Origin of the sequence: Enterobacter sp. BNK-34, assembly GCF_048684445.1 — a bacterium.
Taxonomy (GTDB): Bacteria; Pseudomonadota; Gammaproteobacteria; order Enterobacterales; family Enterobacteriaceae; genus Enterobacter; species Enterobacter pseudoroggenkampii.
In genome coordinates this window covers 3,211,395-3,227,277 of the sequence record NZ_JBLQUA010000001.1, presented here as the reverse complement: position 1 = coordinate 3,227,277, position 15,883 = coordinate 3,211,395, and the positions used below count along the sequence as shown (strand labels likewise).

Here is a 15,883-nt window from a genome sequence, read left to right as displayed (position 1 = left end):
GTCATGAAAAAGACGAAAATTGTTTGTACTATCGGCCCGAAAACCGAATCTGAAGAGATGCTGACCAAAATGCTGGACGCCGGCATGAACGTGATGCGTCTGAACTTCTCCCACGGCGATTACGCAGAACACGGTCAGCGTATCCAGAACTTGCGCAACGTAATGAGCAAGACCGGTAAAAAAGCCGCGATCCTGCTGGATACCAAAGGTCCAGAAATCCGTACCATCAAACTGGAAGGCGGTAACGACGTCTCTCTGAAAGCGGGCCAGACCTTCACCTTCACCACCGACAAATCCGTTGTCGGCAACAGCGAAATCGTTGCAGTGACCTACGAAGGCTTCACCAGCGATCTGTCCGTCGGTAACACCGTGCTGGTAGACGATGGTCTGATCGGTATGGAAGTCACCGCGATCGAAGGTAACAAGGTCATCTGTAAAGTACTGAACAACGGCGACCTGGGCGAAAACAAAGGCGTTAACCTGCCGGGCGTTTCCATCGCGCTGCCAGCACTGGCTGAAAAAGACAAACAGGACCTGATCTTCGGTTGCGAGCAAGGCGTTGACTTCGTTGCTGCCTCCTTCATCCGTAAGCGCTCCGACGTGGTTGAAATTCGTGAGCACCTGAAAGCGCACGGCGGCGAGAAGATCCAGATCATCTCCAAAATTGAAAACCAGGAAGGCCTGAACAACTTCGACGAAATCCTCGAAGCGTCTGACGGCATCATGGTTGCACGTGGCGACCTGGGCGTAGAAATCCCGGTCGAAGAAGTGATCTTCGCGCAGAAGATGATGATCGAGAAATGTGTTCGCGCGCGTAAAGTGGTTATCACCGCAACGCAGATGCTGGACTCCATGATCAAAAACCCACGCCCAACCCGCGCAGAAGCAGGCGACGTGGCAAACGCCATCCTCGACGGTACTGATGCCGTTATGCTGTCAGGCGAATCCGCGAAAGGTAAATATCCGCTGGAAGCGGTGTCCATCATGGCCACCATCTGCGAACGTACCGACCGCGTTATGAAAAGCCGTCTGGACTACAACAACGACAGCCGCAAGCTGCGCATCACCGAAGCAGTATGCCGCGGTGCAGTAGAAACGGCTGAGAAACTGGAAGCGCCACTGATCGTGGTTGCCACCCAGGGCGGTAAATCTGCTCGCGCGGTGCGTAAATACTTCCCGGATGCGACTATCCTGGCGCTGACCACTAACGAAACCACTGCCCGTCAGCTGGTGCTGAGCAAAGGCGTGATCCCTCACCTGGTGAAAGAGATCGCGTCTACGGATGATTTCTACCGTCTGGGTAAAGAAGTGGCACTGGAGCTGGTTGATCGTGGTCTGGCACAGAAAGGTGACGTTGTGGTCATGGTTTCTGGTGCGCTGGTACCAAGCGGCACCACCAATACCGCATCTGTTCACGTGCTGTAATAATTCCCGAACGAATTAATTTTGATAAAAAGCGCCCGCCGGGCGCTTTTTTTATTCCTCGCATTAGCCAAAGTCATTCAAATTGCAAATCGGGTTTTTCTATTTAATTGCGAATTATCTAAGATGAATCCGATGATAAATGCCTTTTTTTACTTAGATTTTTGCCCGAAAAGGGCTGATTCGATGCTTCTTTGAGCGAACGATCAAAAATAGGTGTATTCCCATCAAAAAAATATTCTCAACCCAAAAAACTTTGTGTAATACTTGTAACGCTACATGGAGATTAACTCAATCTAGAGGGTATTAATAATGAATCGTACTAAACTGGTACTGGGCGCGGTAATCCTGGGTTCTACTCTGCTGGCTGGTTGCTCCAGCAACGCTAAAATCGATCAGCTGTCTTCTGACGTTCAGACTCTGAACGCTAAAGTTGACCAGCTGAGCAACGACGTGAACGCAATGCGTTCCGACGTTCAGGCTGCTAAAGACGACGCAGCTCGCGCTAACCAGCGTCTGGACAACCAGGCTACTAAATACCGTAAGTAATAGTACCTGTTAATAAAATGGCGCACATTGTGCGCCATTTTTTTTGCCTGCGTCAAACCACTACTGCGTCACCTTCTCCCCTTCATCTTCCGCTACCGCTGCGGACATCCGACTGTTCTGCACCGACAACACGCTATTGCTGGCTGACGGGCCGCTGCCTGACGACACGATAACCGGGATCCCGGCGCGACGTGACAGGGCTTTATCAATCAGCGCCTTATCGCTTCCCGCCTGAGAAACAAAGGTCGCAAAGTCTGCGGAATGGGTAATGGGCGAGACCTGCGGGTTTTCTCCCTCAGCCTGCGCCAGTGGGCGGTGGACTTCAATATAGCGTTTACCATCCGGCTCCACAGAGAACTTAACGGGTTCATTGATGATCTGTACCCGCGTGCCCACCCGCACCTGTTCGAACAGGGCTTTGATGTCCGGGGCATTCATCCGCATACAGCCGGAGCTGACCCGCAGGCCGACGCTGTCCGGTGCGCTGGTGCCGTGGATGAGATATTCCCCATTGCCCACGCCTAAACGCAGTGCGAAGCGTCCCAGGGGGTTATTGGGCCCGGCAGGTACCACCGGAGGTAATTTAATTCCCTGCTCCAGAGAGCGTGCTCTGATGCCCGGCGTAGGTGTCCAGGTGGGATTCGGGATTTTCTGGCTCACGCGCGTGGTCGTGACCGGCGTTTCCAGCCCCAGCTGTCCGATGCCGAGCGGGAAGACCTGAACGATGTTTTCTCCCGGCGGGAAGTAGTAGAGCCGAAGCTCTGCGAGGTTCACCACAATGCCCTCGCGCGGCGTGTCCGGCAGCAGCATCTGCGACGGGATGGTAATCACGGTTCCCGGCGCAGGGTTTACCGGCGCAATGGTATTGTTCGTTTCCAGGATCACCTGTGCCGCCGTATTAAACCGACGGGCGATGGTCTGCAGCTTATTATCCCCTTCCTGTATCGTGTAGGTTTGATTTTGCCCAATCAGACGACTGCCTGCGGGCGGCAACGGATAGTCCATCGCGCGGGCCGAATTAAGGGCGCCGAGCGAACTGAGGAGTAATAGAGTTATTAGAGACGCGCGCTTCATGCTGAGATTCCTTATTCACTGACAGAACGCCAGAAAGCTGAAAAACCAGCGAGGCGGGAACCACCTCGCGAAACAGAATGAATGCTGTTCTGTAAGTCTAGCTAAGGATTGCAGCTTTGGCGCGGATGGCGCGAATCATCGCTTCCAGTCCCTGGGAACGAGACGGGGTGAGGTGTTGGGTCAGGGCCATTTTTTCAAACCACGGGCGGACATCAAACGCGACAATATCCTGCGCCGACATCCGGTGATAAAGAATAAAGACGACCGCAATAAGCCCTTTTACAATGGCCGCATCGCTGTCGCCGTGCAGTTCGATAGTGCCGTCATCCGACTGCGCCATCACAATCCACACCTGGCTCTGACAGCCCTGAATACTGTTCTCCGGGGTATGCGCCTCTTCGCTGAGCGGCGGCAAGCGCTGTCCCAGCTCAATGATATAGAGATACTTCTCTTCCCAGTTTGCGCAACGCGAGAAGTTACGCAGCAGTTTATCTTTGTCCGGCAGTTCTGCCATCTTTCGCCTCTCCGTTAGCCCAGCAGCTGATGAATGCGCTTAAGCCCCGCCACCAGCCTGTCGACCTCTTCCGTTGTGTTGTACATCACCAGCGACGCGCGGCACATTGCCGGTACCTGGTAAAACGCCATTAGCGGCATGGCGCAGTGGTGCCCGGTACGGACCGCCACGCCGTAGTTATCGAGGAAACTGCCCACGTCATAGGCGTGATGTTTCCCGAGATTGAACGCGATCACCCCTTGCCGGTCGGCAGGCCCGTAGAGGGTCAGATCCGGCACGCTGGCAAGCTCCTCAAGCGCATAGTGCATCAGCAGCTGTTCGTACTCCTGAATGCTATCAAGGCCGATTGAGGAGACATAAGAAATCGCCGCCCCTAAACCTATAATCCCACCGGTGTTGGGCGTGCCCGCCTCAAAGCGCCACGGCGCGCGCGCGTAGGTGGTGCCTTCCGTCAGGCTAACGGTGGCAATCATCGACCCGCCCCCTTCCCACGGCGGCATCGCCTGCAGGATATCTTCTTTCACATACAGCACGCCAATCCCGGTCGGCCCGTAGAGCTTGTGGCCAGAAAAGACGTAGAAATCGCAGTCCAGCGCCTGGACGTCAACCGCGTGGTGCATCACCGCCTGCGCGCCGTCAATCAGCACCTTCGCGCCCGCCTGATGGGCTTTTTCGACGATCTCTGCCACCGGGTTTTCCGTCCCCAGCACGTTGGAGACCTGGGTGACCGCCACCAGCCGCGTTTTATCGTCAAGCAATGCGTCTAGCTGCTCGAGCTGCAGCGTCCCGTCGGCATTCAGCGGGATTACCCGCAGCTGCGCACCCACGCGCTCGCAGAGCATCTGCCACGGCACGATATTGGCGTGGTGCTCCATCTGGGTGATGATGATGTTATCCCCCGCGTGGACCTGAGCGTTGCCCCAGCTGTTAGCGACAAGGTTAATCCCTTCGGTGGTTCCGCGCACGAAGACCAGCTCTTCCGGCGAGCGGGCGTTAAGGAAGGCGGCAATTTGCGTGCGCACGTTTTCCATCCGCTGGGTCGCCTCGGCGCTCAGGGTATGAATACCGCGATGCACGGCGGCATAGCCGTGGCGATAAAACTCGGCTTCCGCATCCACCACCTGATTCGGCTTCTGCGCGCTGGCCGCGCTGTCCAGATAGGCCAGCGGCAGACCGTTTACTTCACGGGTCAGAACCGGGAAATCTGCCCGCACTTTCTCGACGGGAAAACTCATGCTTCGCCTCCAGGCAGGCGCTGACCGATCCGATCCAGCACCTGCTGTTTTAACTGACCATCGTGCAGCGCTTCCGTCAGTTCGGCGGCAAACGCGTAGATAATCATTTTCTGCGCCGCCTGCTGGTCGATGCCGCGCGAGCGCAGGTAGAACATCTGCTCGTCGTCGATGCGCCCGACCGTCGCACCGTGGCTGCATTTCACGTCGTCGGCGTAGATCTCCAGCTGCGGTTTGGTGTCCACCTCCGCCAGGCGGCCTAACAGCAGATTATTGTTGGTCATCTGCCCGTCGGTTTTAATGGCGTGCTGCGCCACGTTAATCAGTCCGTTAAACACCGCGCGGCCTCTGTCGCTGACGATGGTTTTGTGCAGCTGGCGGCTGTTGCAGTAGCCCTTGTTGTGCTCCAGCCACGTGCGCGTGTCGCACACTTCTGATTTAACCGGCATCGCCAGGCTGTTGATGCGCAGCGTGGTGTTTTCACCGTTAAGCTGCGTGCTGGTATTGTGGCGCAGCACCGCCCCGCCGAGCAGGAAGCTGTGGCTGTACGCTGCGGCATCCTGACCCAGGACAATGTCGTTATGGGCAAAGTGGTGGCTCTGCGCATTCTCAAACGCCAGCTTGACATGATGAAGCTGCGCATTCGCGGCAACATTCATCGTCAGACGCGATCCGGTAAAGTGACGCGTCTCATTGAGGCTGACGTAATGTTCGATGACCGTGGCCTCCGCCCCCTCCGCCAGCTCCAGATGGTGGCGATAGTGCGCGGTATTGATTTCATCGCCGTTCAGCCCCTGAGTGATGTGCATCAGCAGTAGCGGTTTTGCCGGACGCTGGTTACGCTTCACGCGGATGTGCGTCACGCTGCAGGCCAGACTCTCGGTCAGGTGCAGGAAGACCTCAGGCTGAACCGGGGCGCTCAGGCGCTGGCGATCGTCGTTTATCTCAATCTCAAAGCCGCTCTCCTGAACCGTGTCGCTCAGTTCCGGACGGAACTGACCGTCGACGAACACCAGGCGCAGGGCATCGACACGCAAGGCCAGCGCGTCGCGCTGTACTGGGGTGAGATCCGCCAGACGAGTCACAAACTCGGCGTTCAGAAGGCCATCAAGCGGGGTGTATTTCCAGTTCTCGTGCTTACGCGTCGGCAACCCGAGACGCAGCATTTGCTGGAGATGCTGCTGCGCCTGCTCGGAGCGCGTGCCCCCCTGGGCTTCAAACAGCCGGTGCCACTGCTGGAGCGCATTACTGCTGTTCGGTAAGCCAGCCATAACCCTGCTCCTCCAGTTGTTTAACCAGCGTGAAATCACCGGATTTCACAATACGTCCCTGGTAAAGCACGTGGACGTAATCCGGCTTGATGTAGTCCAGAATGCGCTGGTAGTGGGTGACGATAATAAACGAGCGCTTGCCGTCGCGCAGGGAATTCACTCCGTCAGCGACAATCTTCAGGGCATCGATGTCCAGACCGGAGTCGGTCTCATCCAGAATGCACAGCTCGGGTTCCAGAACCGCCATCTGCAGAATATCGTTACGCTTTTTCTCACCGCCGGAAAAACCAACGTTCACCGAGCGGGTCAGCAGATCTTCCGGCATTTTCAGCAGCTTAATCTTCTCTTCCATCAGATCCTGGAAGTCGAAGCGGTCCAGCGCCTCCAGCCCGCGATACTTACGCACCGCATTCAGCGCCGTCTGCAGGAAGAACTGGTTGCTGACGCCCGGAATTTCGACCGGGTACTGGAAGGCCATAAAGATGCCCTCTCCCGCACGGTCTTCCGGCGACATCTCCAGCAGATCTTTGCCGTTAAACTCGACCGAGCCGTGGGTCACCTCATAATCTTCGCGCCCCGCCAGCGTCGCAGAAAGCGTACTTTTCCCGGAACCGTTCGGCCCCATGATGGCGTGGACTTCCCCCGGCTTGACGTCAAAATTGAGGCCACGCAGGATGGCTTTGTCTTCTACGCTGACCTGTAAATCTTTAATGCTTAACATGTGCTTTCCTTAACCGACGCTGTGTTCAAGACTAATGGCGAGGAGTTTCTGGGCTTCAACGGCAAATTCCAGCGGCAGTTCAGAGAACACATCCTTACAGAAGCCGTTAACGATCATCGAGATGGCGTCTTCTTCGCTGATCCCGCGCTGCAGGCAGTAGAAGAGCTGATCTTCCCCTATCCGTGACGTGGTCGCCTCGTGCTCCAACTGGGCCGTGTTATTACGGCATTCGACGTACGGGAAGGTATGCGCCCCGCAATCTGCGCCAATCAGCATCGAGTCACACTGGGTGAAGTTTCGCGCATTGGTGGCCGTCGGCATGATTTTCACCAGCCCGCGATAGCTGTTCTGGCTGTGACCGGCGGAGATGCCTTTCGAGATAATGGTCGATTTGGTGTTTTTACCAATGTGGATCATCTTGGTGCCGGTATCCGCCTGCTGATGGCCGCTGGTGAGCGCCACCGAGTAAAACTCGCCGATGGAGTTATCCCCGCGCAGAATGCAGCTCGGGTATTTCCAGGTGATGGCCGAGCCGGTTTCGGACTGGGTCCACGACATCTTGCTGTTTTCCCCTTCGCACAGCGCACGCTTGGTCACGAAGTTCAGGATACCGCCAGTATTGCCGTCGCCCGGGAACCAGTTTTGCACCGTCGAGTATTTCACCTCGGCGTCTTTATGGATGATGACCTCCACCACCGCCGCGTGCAGCTGATAGCTGTCGCGGACCGGGGCGGAGCACCCTTCGATGTAGCTGACGTAGCTCCCCTCATCGGCCACCAGAATGGTACGTTCGAACTGGCCGGTTTTTTCGGCATTGATGCGGAAATAGGTGGAAAGCTCCATCGGACAGCGCACGCCTTTCGGCACGTAGATAAAGGTGCCGTCCGAGGCCACCGCCGCGTTAAGCGCCGCAAAGAAGTTATCGTTTGAAGGCACTACGGTCCCGATGTACTTTTTCACCAGTTCCGGATGATCGTGAATCGCTTCGCCGAAGGAGCAGAAAATGATCCCCTGCTCTGCCAGCTTCTCGCGGTAGGTGGTCGCCACCGAGACGGAGTCGAAAATGGCGTCCACCGCCACCTCTTTCCCTTCGCGCACCGGCACGCCCAGCTGATTAAAGGCTTCTTCCACCTCTTTGCTCAGGAAGCTGTTCTCCGCGCCGGTTTGCTGCACCGCGCCGGGCTGCGAGGCGCAGGTGTCGTCACAGCTGCCGCAGGAGGGCGCAGAGTAGTAGCTGTAATCCTGATAGTTCAGCTTGTCATAATGCGCTTTCAGCCAGTGCGGCTCTTCCATTTCCAGCCAGGCGCGGAAGGCGCTCAGGCGAAACTCCAGCATCCACTCCGGCTCGTTACGTTTCGCCGAGATCGCCCGCACGACATCTTCATTGATACCTTTTGCCAGCTCATCGGTCTGCAGCTGGGTGAAGAACCCCTCTTTATAGTTGAGGTGCCCACCGCTCCAGGTATTTACTTCACTCGTTGCTTCAGTATTACGAGACATAGTTCCGCCTATACCCCAAAGCTTTCGCCGCAGCCGCATTCGTTCTGGGCTTTCGGGTTATGAAATTTGAATAACTGGTTTAAGCCTTCGCGGACGTAGTCCACTTCGGTGCCGTCAATAAACGGCATGGCCTGCAGCGCGACGTACAGTTTCGCGCCGTCGGTCTCGAATACCAGGTCATCTTTCTCGGGTTCGGTGACAGTATCGAGCACGTAGCCAAAACCCGCGCAGCCGGTCTGTTTGACGCCTAAACGCACGCCGAGGATCTCGGGCTTTTTCGCCACCAGCTCGTGAATATGTGCCGCCGCCGCTGGCGTGAGCGTTAACCCGCGCCAGGCAAAATCGGCTGGATTAAAGGTTTCTGAATGCAGTTCCATAGGTCCACCTCATCTGATAAGCCATCAGGGCATAACACCATGTTAGTGATAACGATTATCACTTCAACCCTCTGTCAGCAGGGGCATTCGGTTAAACCGCCCTTTTTGCCTACTTTTATTAAGCATAGACCCTGTGGCAGGATGCAGGCAGGATGGATTTAATTGTTCAATGCATTGATTAATAGTGCATTTCGTTGTGTCATTTTTGACGGAGAGGAGAAAAGTAAAATATGCATCGGAAATGCCTATTTTTGAGATAGCCTCTTTGATTGTCGTGAACTCAGTCTAACAGATGCGATTTGGCGCACTAAAAGAAGGCCAGGGCTTCAGGTGCCCGGCCAGCAAGCGCTCCTCAGCAGTAGACAACCTGTTGATGCGAGTCTTTTTCTGAAAATCATACGCACACTCTGGAACACATTATTAATCACTGTAGCATTAACCACACTCTTGCAAAGGAAGTAAGGTGGCATATGGCGTTACAGGGGATGATGATTCATAACGCGCTAATGAGTACATCGCTTATTCAGGTTCCATGCATGCAGTCACTCATGGCGCGAGGATGGGTGGAGGTAGTAGCGGGTGGCTACATTAAAAAACCTTGCTCGTAGGGCAAGTAAAATTATTTACTTTCTCATTTTATTACTCGCTCTTGGTCATATGCTACCAGGCCCGGAGTTATATATTAACTATGATGTTGCCAGAACAACAGCAATCATTATCGTCGGAAATGAAAATGCAGAATCAATGTATGATGCCTATTCACTTATTGACTGGCTTACAATGCTAATTATCGCTACCCCTCTCTATATTTTAACAATGAAGTTAATCAAAAAATTAAGGAGACAATAAAATGCCTATACCTCCCTATATGTGGCTTAAAGACGATGGCGGTGCAGATATCAAAGGATCTGTTGATGTGCAAGATCGTGAAGGTAGCATTGAAATTATCGGTCTGAGCCACGGTATAAATTTACCCGTTGACAGCACAAACGGCAAAATCACCGGCACCCGCCAGCACTCATCCATGATGATCGAGAAAGAAGTTGATAGCTCTACGCCATATCTTTACAAGGCTGCAGCAACTGGGCAGACGCTGAAAAGCGCAGAAATAAGGTTTTATCACATCAATGATGCAGGTCAGGAGGTTTGCTACTACACCGTTCTTATGGAGAATGTGAAATTAACTGGAGTCCACTGTAGCGTCCCGAATATTAAGCTGGCGGGGAACGATAAAATGAATCACATAGAAAGTGTCAGCATTCAATATGAAAAAATCACCTGGAGAATTCTTGACGGTAATATTCAATTTTCAGATGCATGGAATGAGCGCCATACTCGCTGAGTATTAATAAGGGGACACCGTCCCCTGTTGAACAAGTTGCCGACAGCAAAGCCCCCAGAAAAAAGCAGATGCCGTTTAAAATTAGCCGGGTAAATCTCATCCGCAGGAATAATGCCTATTCTTAAGATAGCTTTTTGCAAGGAAAGTGACAAAGACAAAAAAAGGCCCTCAAGGCCTCTTACACTCAGTGATGAAATGAGACAGCAAACCCCTGCTCACGCCAGTGGTCAAGCTGTTCCTGCTGGCGAGGCGTTGGGGATTTCCCCGTCCAGACAAAGATTTTTTGCCCCGGGAAGAGTTCAGGACGCGGCGAGTCAATGGGCTCTGCCAGCACGTCAATGTGCCAGCCCTTTTGCGACAGGCGCGCGGCTTCCAGCCACAGGTGGGTGCGATCATCACATTCCCAGCCAATCAGGAGCGCGTCTTTTCCGGCTTTTTTGCGGGACTCCGCCAGGCTTGCAATCGCAAATTCGATCAGTACGCCGTCAAACAGGCTCGCCATGTGACGCACGGTATTTTGATCCTGGTTCATACGCTGACGGACGGGAGAGATAATATTGTCAATCAGCGCATCCATCGCGTGATCGCGGCGGAATTCACCTATTTTGGCCCGCAGCTTTGCAGGACTGGCGTAGCGCAGAACGGTCATCATCTCTTCCTGGAACGAGACCCAGTTGCCCTGCGTCAGCACTTCCTTGTTTTCCAGCAAGGCTTTAACTTTTCCGACCGAAACGCCGCTTTTCATCAGGCGTTTGATCTCTTCAATGCGCAGGATATCTTCATCGTCAAACTGACGATGACCCCCTTCACTGCGCTGCGGCTTCAATAATCCATAACGGCGCTGCCAGGCACGCAGCGTAACGGGGTTGATACCGCATCGTTCGGCCACTTCGCCGATACTGTAATAGGCCATTAACTCCCTCACGCTCAGAACTTCCATACCTAACTGCACCAACCTTATCAGATTGTACACATCATTTGTATAACTAAGACCGCATTTTGAACGGGTGAACGGGGTTCTTTTCCATCCACCTGTTAATACATTGTTGTATAAAATTTGCCGTTCGTACAGTTAAGTCTGCCGGATTGTGTACAGCTTTATCCGAAGTCGAACTTTTTCTCCGGCCACGCAATCGCGGGAATGCCCCCGTGTCGTGGGCTGGCAAAAAGATGTCCCTGGAACTGGGAAATCCCCGCGGACTCCAGCCACATCCACTCTTCCGCCTTCTCTACCCCCACCGCGCAGAACTGGATCTCAAGCGAGGAACAGCATTTGATAATCGCCTGAATAATGGCCTGACGAGGGCCACTTTTATGCACGTTCGCGACCAGATCGCGATTAATCTTAATTCTGTCCGGCTGGAACTGGGCCAGCAGCTGCAGCCCGGCAAAACCGGCACCAAAGTGATCGATCGTCACGCTGATACCCGCACTTTTTAGCTGCCTGACCGAATCCGTGAATTCATCAAAACGAGATATAGCTTCGCTCTCGGTAAACTCCACCACGATTTGCTCGGGCACAAACCCATTAGCTTCAATCGCGGTGAGCAGAAAATCCACGGCGTTGGGAATGTTGACCAGCGTCATGGGCAGCAGGTTCAGGGATAACGTCTGGTCCTGTAGCCCCAGCGCGCTGGCCATAGAAAGTGCCACCTGCTTGCTTTGCAAATCAGACGTGTACACTTCGTCACGCGGGCGGCTGGCGAAATAGGCCCCCGGCGAGTCACCGTCAGGAGTGCGCAGAAGCGCCTCCCAGGAGACAACCTGCTGCATAAACGGATCGACTATCGGCTGGAACGCAAAGCTGCAATCCGCCCCTTTCGCGACCACCTCAGGCTGCGCGGACAGGCGCGTTTCTTCGCGAACGAATTCCCAGGAATCCGCAGGCGGCAGTTCAAAATAGTTCGCTTTTTCCGTGGCCTCAACAAAGGTGCGGAAAAACTGCAGCGGGCGGTCGTTATAGGTCAACTGGTAGCGTGTCGTCCCCTTATTGAGCACCTGCTGCAGCACCTCGTCCCTGTCGAAGTGGCGCAAGTCAAAAAGCTCCATGCCCACGTTGCCAAAACGCCGGACAGGGCCGTGATCGCGCATTAACTCGACCACGTTATGGTGGCGCGGGTCGTTGCAGATCTGCTCATAGATAGCAGAAACCTGCTCCACCGGCCCTTCAAGCAATTGAAAAAAGTGTGTGCCGTTAAACAGCAAGATCCCCGTGACATTGGATTGCCGATTTTTACGATTTGCAGCAGCGACCATTGATTCCAGCGCTTTTACCGGAACGTCCTCGCAGATATGACTGCGGTAAATGATGGTTGTGAGCATGCTTTTCCTGGGGTTAGGGTTTTGGCCACAGTAGACGTGGGTAACTTTCACTTATAGCACATTAATTGCCTGACAAATAATTTACATCTCAATCATTTACGGCAGTTGATGGGACCGTTCTTCTCGATTGTATAACTTACCAGCGCCCGACCTTTTTGTACAATATATCCTGTCACATTACCGATTCATGACGAGCCAGTAACACAATGAAAATAAAGTAATTTATAAAATATATCATAAAAACATTAAAAATCTGTACATTTTATATGTACAGATTTAGGAATTGTGTATACCTTAATTGTAACGTTAGTGATTACAAAATTTTACAGGAGCGAAACATGCAGCAGAAAGGTTACGCCACAGATTCCGCAGCAGCAATCGCACAGTACTTCGAAAAAGCCGCGCTCCCTACCCAGCAGGAGACGCTGGGCCAGGTGGTTGTAGAAATTCTCAGCGACGGGCGAAACCTAAATCGCAAATCGCTCTGTACCAAACTGCTCAGCCGCCTCGAAAAGGCCGATGGCCCGGAAGAGGAAGAGCATTACCACATGCTGCTTGGTCTGCTCTTCGAACGGTAACGTGATGAATAGCAGTGACGCAGACCGACTGATCGACACGCTTATCGGTGAAGCCGTTCTTTCTCTTCTGAAAGAGCGGGGGCCAGTGACAACCGAAGGATTGCTGCAGCGTCTGCGGGTAATGAAAGAGCATGAAAAGGATCCCCAGCGGCGGGAGACACTTGCGGTGGTGATTGCCGATATCGGCTCAAACAGCATCGCCTTTACACGTCGCAGAACCGCGCAAGGACGAACGAACAGAGAGGGACCTCTCAACGATAACCGAGACAATGTAGTGCCGTTATTTGGAAGTGGAAAACCGTCCGACCCAAAAAAAATACATTGACTGCAATTTAACAGCTACGGTGAGAACAAATGAGACAAAATATTCAGCTTCAACCCGAATACCATTCTGCTTTTTTAGACAGTGCGCTGTCGGAATATTTCCGTCACGCAGGCGATCGTTTTGCTGAAGAGTCCGCTGTTTTTTCTACTGCAGTACGCTGTGTTCTGGCCTCCGAAGGTCATCTGTCCAATAAAGCGATCATCCTCTGGCTCATTCAGACGCTGGAAGCCACAAACGACGTGGTTCAGGCGGATGTGATTCGTAAGACGCTGGAAATCGTGGTGGGTTACACGATGGACGATCTCTAAGTTCCTGCTCGCCACGCCCCTAACGTGTCATCGTCAAAACTGACGATCGGCCTGACGATGACACGCGTCTTTCCCGCTTAACACCCTGTAAAACCAGCAAAGCCAACCTGGCACGGTTCCTGCTTAACACCGTTTACGGGACTGGGTTTTCCAGTCAACTTTGCTTCATTTCTTAACAGGTCTGTTATTGATGAAAAAGATCGCCAGCGTCTGCCCCTACTGTGGTGCAGGCTGTAAATTAAACCTTGTCGTTGAAAATAACCGTATCATCCGTGCCGAAGCGGCAGAGGGCGTCACAAACCAGGGCACCCTGTGTCTGAAGGGCTTTTACGGCTGGGACTTCCTCAACGATACCCGTCTGCTCACCCCGCGCCTCACTCAGCCGATGATCCGCTACCACAAAGGCGAGGCTTTCACCCCCGTTACCTGGGAAGAGGCAATCCGCTACACCGCCCACAGGCTCAGCAGCATTAAAGCGCAGCACGGGCCCCGGTCGATCATGACCACCGGCTCCTCCCGCGGAACCGGCAATGAAACAAACTATGTGATGCAAAAATTTGCCCGCGCGGTGCTGAACACCAACAACGTGGACTGCTGCGCGCGCGTCTGTCACGGCCCTTCCGTGGCCGGTTTACAGGAAACGCTCGGCAACGGCGCCATGAGCAACTCCATCAACGATATTGAAAACTCAAAATGTCTGCTGGTGTTTGGCTATAACTGCGCGGACTCCCACCCTATCGTCGCCCGGCGCGTGCTGAAAGCGCGTGAAAACGGCGCGAAAATTATCGTCTGCGATCCGCGGCGCATCGAAACGGCGCGCATTGCCGACCAACATCTGCAGCTGAAAAACGGCAGCAACATGGCGCTGGTGAACGCCTTCGGCTACGTGCTGCTGGAAGAGGAGTTATACGACAAAAGCTACGTGGCGCGCTTTACGGAGGGGCTTGAGGCCTACCGCCAGACGGTGAAAGACTATGCGCCGGAGAAGGTTGAGCATCTTACCGGCATTCCTGCCCGCGACGTTCGCCAGGCGATGCGCACCTTCGCGGCGGCCCCTTCCGCCACCGTGATGTGGGGTATGGGCGTGACCCAGTTTGGTCAGGCTGTGGATGTGGTCAGAGGGCTTTCCAGCCTGGCGCTGCTGACCGGGAACCTTGGCCGACCCGCCGTCGGCGTCGGGCCGGTACGCGGTCAAAATAACGTCCAGGGTGCCTGCGACATGGGCGTACTGCCGAATATGTTCCCCGGCTATCAGGATGTGACCGATCCGGCGGTCAGGCAGAAGTTCGCCGACGCCTGGGGGATTGACGTCAATAAAATGGACGATCGCGTCGGGACGCGCATTACCGAGGTGCCTCATCTGGCGCTGGAAGGCAAGGTCAAGGCCTACTACATCATGGGGGAAGATCCGCTTCAGACCGAGGCCGACCTCGGTCTCGTTCGCAGCGGTTTTGAGGCGCTCGACTTTGTTGTGGTTCAGGACATCTTCATGACCAAAACGGCAGAAGTGGCGGACGTTCTGCTCCCTGCCACTTCCTGGGGTGAACACGGTGGCGTCTTTACCTGTGCCGATCGCGGATTCCAGCGTTTCGGCAAAGCCATCGAAGCCAGCGGCAACGTGAAGCGCGACTGGGAGATCATCAGCCTGCTCGCCACCGAGATGGGCTACCCGATGCATTATGACTCCGACCAGCAGATCTGGGATGAGATGCGCGAGCTGTGCCCGCTCTTCTTCGGCGTGACGTATGAAAAAATGGGCGAGATGGGCCACGTGCAGTGGCCGTGCCCGACGCTGGATCATCCGGGCACGCCTTACCTGTACAAAGACAATCAGTTCGATACCCCAACCGGTAAAGGACAGCTCTTTGCCGCACCGTGGCGCGCGCCGGCGGAAACCCCGGATGAAGATTTCCCGCTGGTGCTGTGTACAGTACGCGAGGTGGGACACTACTCCTGCCGCTCGATGACCGGGAACTGCGCTGCGCTGCAGAGCCTGGCCGACGAGCCGGGCCGGGTGCAAATGCACCCTGCCGATGCGGAAAAACTGGGCATCAAGGAGGGTCAACTGGTCTGGGTACGTTCACGTCGCGGCAAAGTGATCACCCGCGCCAGCATCAGCGAGCGTATCAACAAGGGCGCGGTTTATATGACCTATCAGTGGTGGATTGGCGCCTGCAACGAGCTGACCCAGGATAATCTCGATCCCATCTCCAAAACGCCGGAAACGAAGTACTGCGCGGTACAGCTGGAGGCGATTGAGGACCAGCGCTGGGCGGAGGATTTTGCAGCGTCGGCCTATCAGTCCATGAAGTCGCGGCTGATTAGTGCGGTGAATGTCTGAAGAAATG

General features: G+C 54.4%; 17 protein-coding genes and 1 pseudogene. 9 read left to right on the top strand and 9 right to left on the bottom strand.

What is annotated here, in order from left to right:
* Positions 1-3: 3 nt before the first annotated feature.
* Together pykF and lpp are read left to right on the top strand one after the other, a co-directional pair.
* Complete coding sequence (gene pykF / locus ACMGG5_RS15820) at positions 4-1,425, top strand: pyruvate kinase PykF (RefSeq protein WP_023335415.1); 1,422 nt, start codon at positions 4-6, stop codon at positions 1,423-1,425.
* 309 nt (positions 1,426-1,734) lie between these two features.
* Positions 1,735-1,971: a murein lipoprotein Lpp gene (gene lpp, locus ACMGG5_RS15815; protein ID WP_001082307.1), complete on the top strand. Its 237-nt coding sequence runs from the start codon at positions 1,735-1,737 to the stop codon at positions 1,969-1,971.
* A 60-nt stretch (positions 1,972-2,031) separates the two neighbouring features.
* On the opposite strand, the gene ldtE is transcribed toward lpp, so the two are convergent.
* The 7 genes from ldtE to sufA form a co-directional block, all read right to left on the bottom strand.
* Positions 2,032-3,045 (bottom strand): L,D-transpeptidase LdtE, encoded by a 1,014-nt coding sequence (gene ldtE, locus ACMGG5_RS15810; RefSeq protein WP_090417262.1) that lies wholly within the window; start codon positions 3,043-3,045, stop codon positions 2,032-2,034.
* 97 nt (positions 3,046-3,142) lie between these two features.
* On the bottom strand, positions 3,143-3,559 hold the full coding sequence (gene sufE / locus ACMGG5_RS15805) for a cysteine desulfuration protein SufE (protein ID WP_032650996.1): 417 nt from the start codon (positions 3,557-3,559) through the stop codon (positions 3,143-3,145).
* Positions 3,560-3,573: 14 nt separating this feature from the next.
* On the bottom strand, positions 3,574-4,794 hold the full coding sequence (gene sufS / locus ACMGG5_RS15800) for a cysteine desulfurase SufS (protein ID WP_157189006.1): 1,221 nt from the start codon (positions 4,792-4,794) through the stop codon (positions 3,574-3,576).
* Entirely contained in the window at positions 4,791-6,062 is a 1,272-nt protein-coding gene (gene sufD / locus ACMGG5_RS15795; RefSeq protein WP_420278153.1) for a Fe-S cluster assembly protein SufD, read from the bottom strand. Before sufD ends, sufS begins: the two co-directional genes overlap by 4 nt.
* Complete coding sequence (gene sufC, locus ACMGG5_RS15790; protein ID WP_014831592.1) at positions 6,037-6,783, bottom strand: Fe-S cluster assembly ATPase SufC; 747 nt, start codon at positions 6,781-6,783, stop codon at positions 6,037-6,039. The genes sufD and sufC overlap by 26 nt, the downstream gene beginning before the upstream one ends.
* A gap of 9 nt (positions 6,784-6,792) precedes the next feature.
* Positions 6,793-8,283 carry a Fe-S cluster assembly protein SufB gene (gene sufB / locus ACMGG5_RS15785; RefSeq protein WP_024909392.1) on the bottom strand — a complete coding sequence of 497 codons (1,491 nt, stop codon included), beginning with the start codon at positions 8,281-8,283 and terminating at the stop codon, positions 6,793-6,795.
* Positions 8,284-8,291: 8 nt separating this feature from the next.
* Entirely contained in the window at positions 8,292-8,660 is a 369-nt protein-coding gene (gene sufA, locus ACMGG5_RS15780) for a Fe-S cluster assembly scaffold SufA (protein ID WP_008500631.1), read from the bottom strand.
* Positions 8,661-9,148: 488 nt separating this feature from the next.
* Between sufA and ACMGG5_RS15775 the strand changes: the two are divergent.
* The 3 genes and pseudogenes from ACMGG5_RS15775 to ACMGG5_RS15765 form a co-directional block, all read left to right on the top strand.
* Positions 9,149-9,268: pseudogene (locus ACMGG5_RS15775) on the top strand (DUF2778 domain-containing protein); the annotation flags it as partial.
* Positions 9,240-9,509, top strand: a complete 270-nt coding sequence (locus ACMGG5_RS15770; RefSeq protein ID WP_248164185.1) for a hypothetical protein — start codon at positions 9,240-9,242, stop codon at positions 9,507-9,509. The pseudogene ACMGG5_RS15775 and the gene ACMGG5_RS15770, both read left to right, overlap by 29 nt.
* Position 9,510: 1 nt before the next feature.
* On the top strand, positions 9,511-10,002 hold the full coding sequence (locus ACMGG5_RS15765; RefSeq protein ID WP_420278152.1) for an Hcp family type VI secretion system effector: 492 nt from the start codon (positions 9,511-9,513) through the stop codon (positions 10,000-10,002).
* 184 nt (positions 10,003-10,186) lie between these two features.
* On the opposite strand, the gene ACMGG5_RS15760 is transcribed toward ACMGG5_RS15765, so the two are convergent.
* The gene (locus ACMGG5_RS15760) at positions 10,187-10,915 is read right to left on the bottom strand and encodes a MerR family transcriptional regulator (protein WP_032650989.1); all 729 of its coding nucleotides are present in this window, start codon (positions 10,913-10,915) and stop codon (positions 10,187-10,189) included.
* Positions 10,916-11,100: 185 nt separating this feature from the next.
* A complete protein-coding gene (locus ACMGG5_RS15755; protein ID WP_032650987.1) occupies positions 11,101-12,324 on the bottom strand; it encodes a diguanylate phosphodiesterase in 1,224 nt (407 codons plus the stop codon).
* A 338-nt stretch (positions 12,325-12,662) separates the two neighbouring features.
* Between ACMGG5_RS15755 and ycgZ the strand changes: the two genes are divergently transcribed.
* From ycgZ to fdhF, 4 genes are all read left to right on the top strand, one after another.
* Positions 12,663-12,902 carry a regulatory protein YcgZ gene (ycgZ, locus tag ACMGG5_RS15750; protein WP_024909397.1) on the top strand — a complete coding sequence of 80 codons (240 nt, stop codon included), beginning with the start codon at positions 12,663-12,665 and terminating at the stop codon, positions 12,900-12,902.
* Positions 12,903-12,906: 4 nt separating this feature from the next.
* Positions 12,907-13,227 (top strand): hypothetical protein, encoded by a 321-nt coding sequence (locus ACMGG5_RS15745; RefSeq protein ID WP_048991559.1) that lies wholly within the window; start codon positions 12,907-12,909, stop codon positions 13,225-13,227.
* 29 nt (positions 13,228-13,256) lie between these two features.
* The gene (locus ACMGG5_RS15740; protein WP_023617825.1) at positions 13,257-13,535 is read left to right on the top strand and encodes a biofilm development regulator YmgB/AriR family protein; all 279 of its coding nucleotides are present in this window, start codon (positions 13,257-13,259) and stop codon (positions 13,533-13,535) included.
* Between the two features lie 190 nt (positions 13,536-13,725).
* Positions 13,726-15,876, top strand: a complete 2,151-nt coding sequence (fdhF, locus tag ACMGG5_RS15735; RefSeq protein WP_370883835.1) for a formate dehydrogenase subunit alpha — start codon at positions 13,726-13,728, stop codon at positions 15,874-15,876.
* The last annotated feature ends 7 nt before the right edge of the window (positions 15,877-15,883 follow it).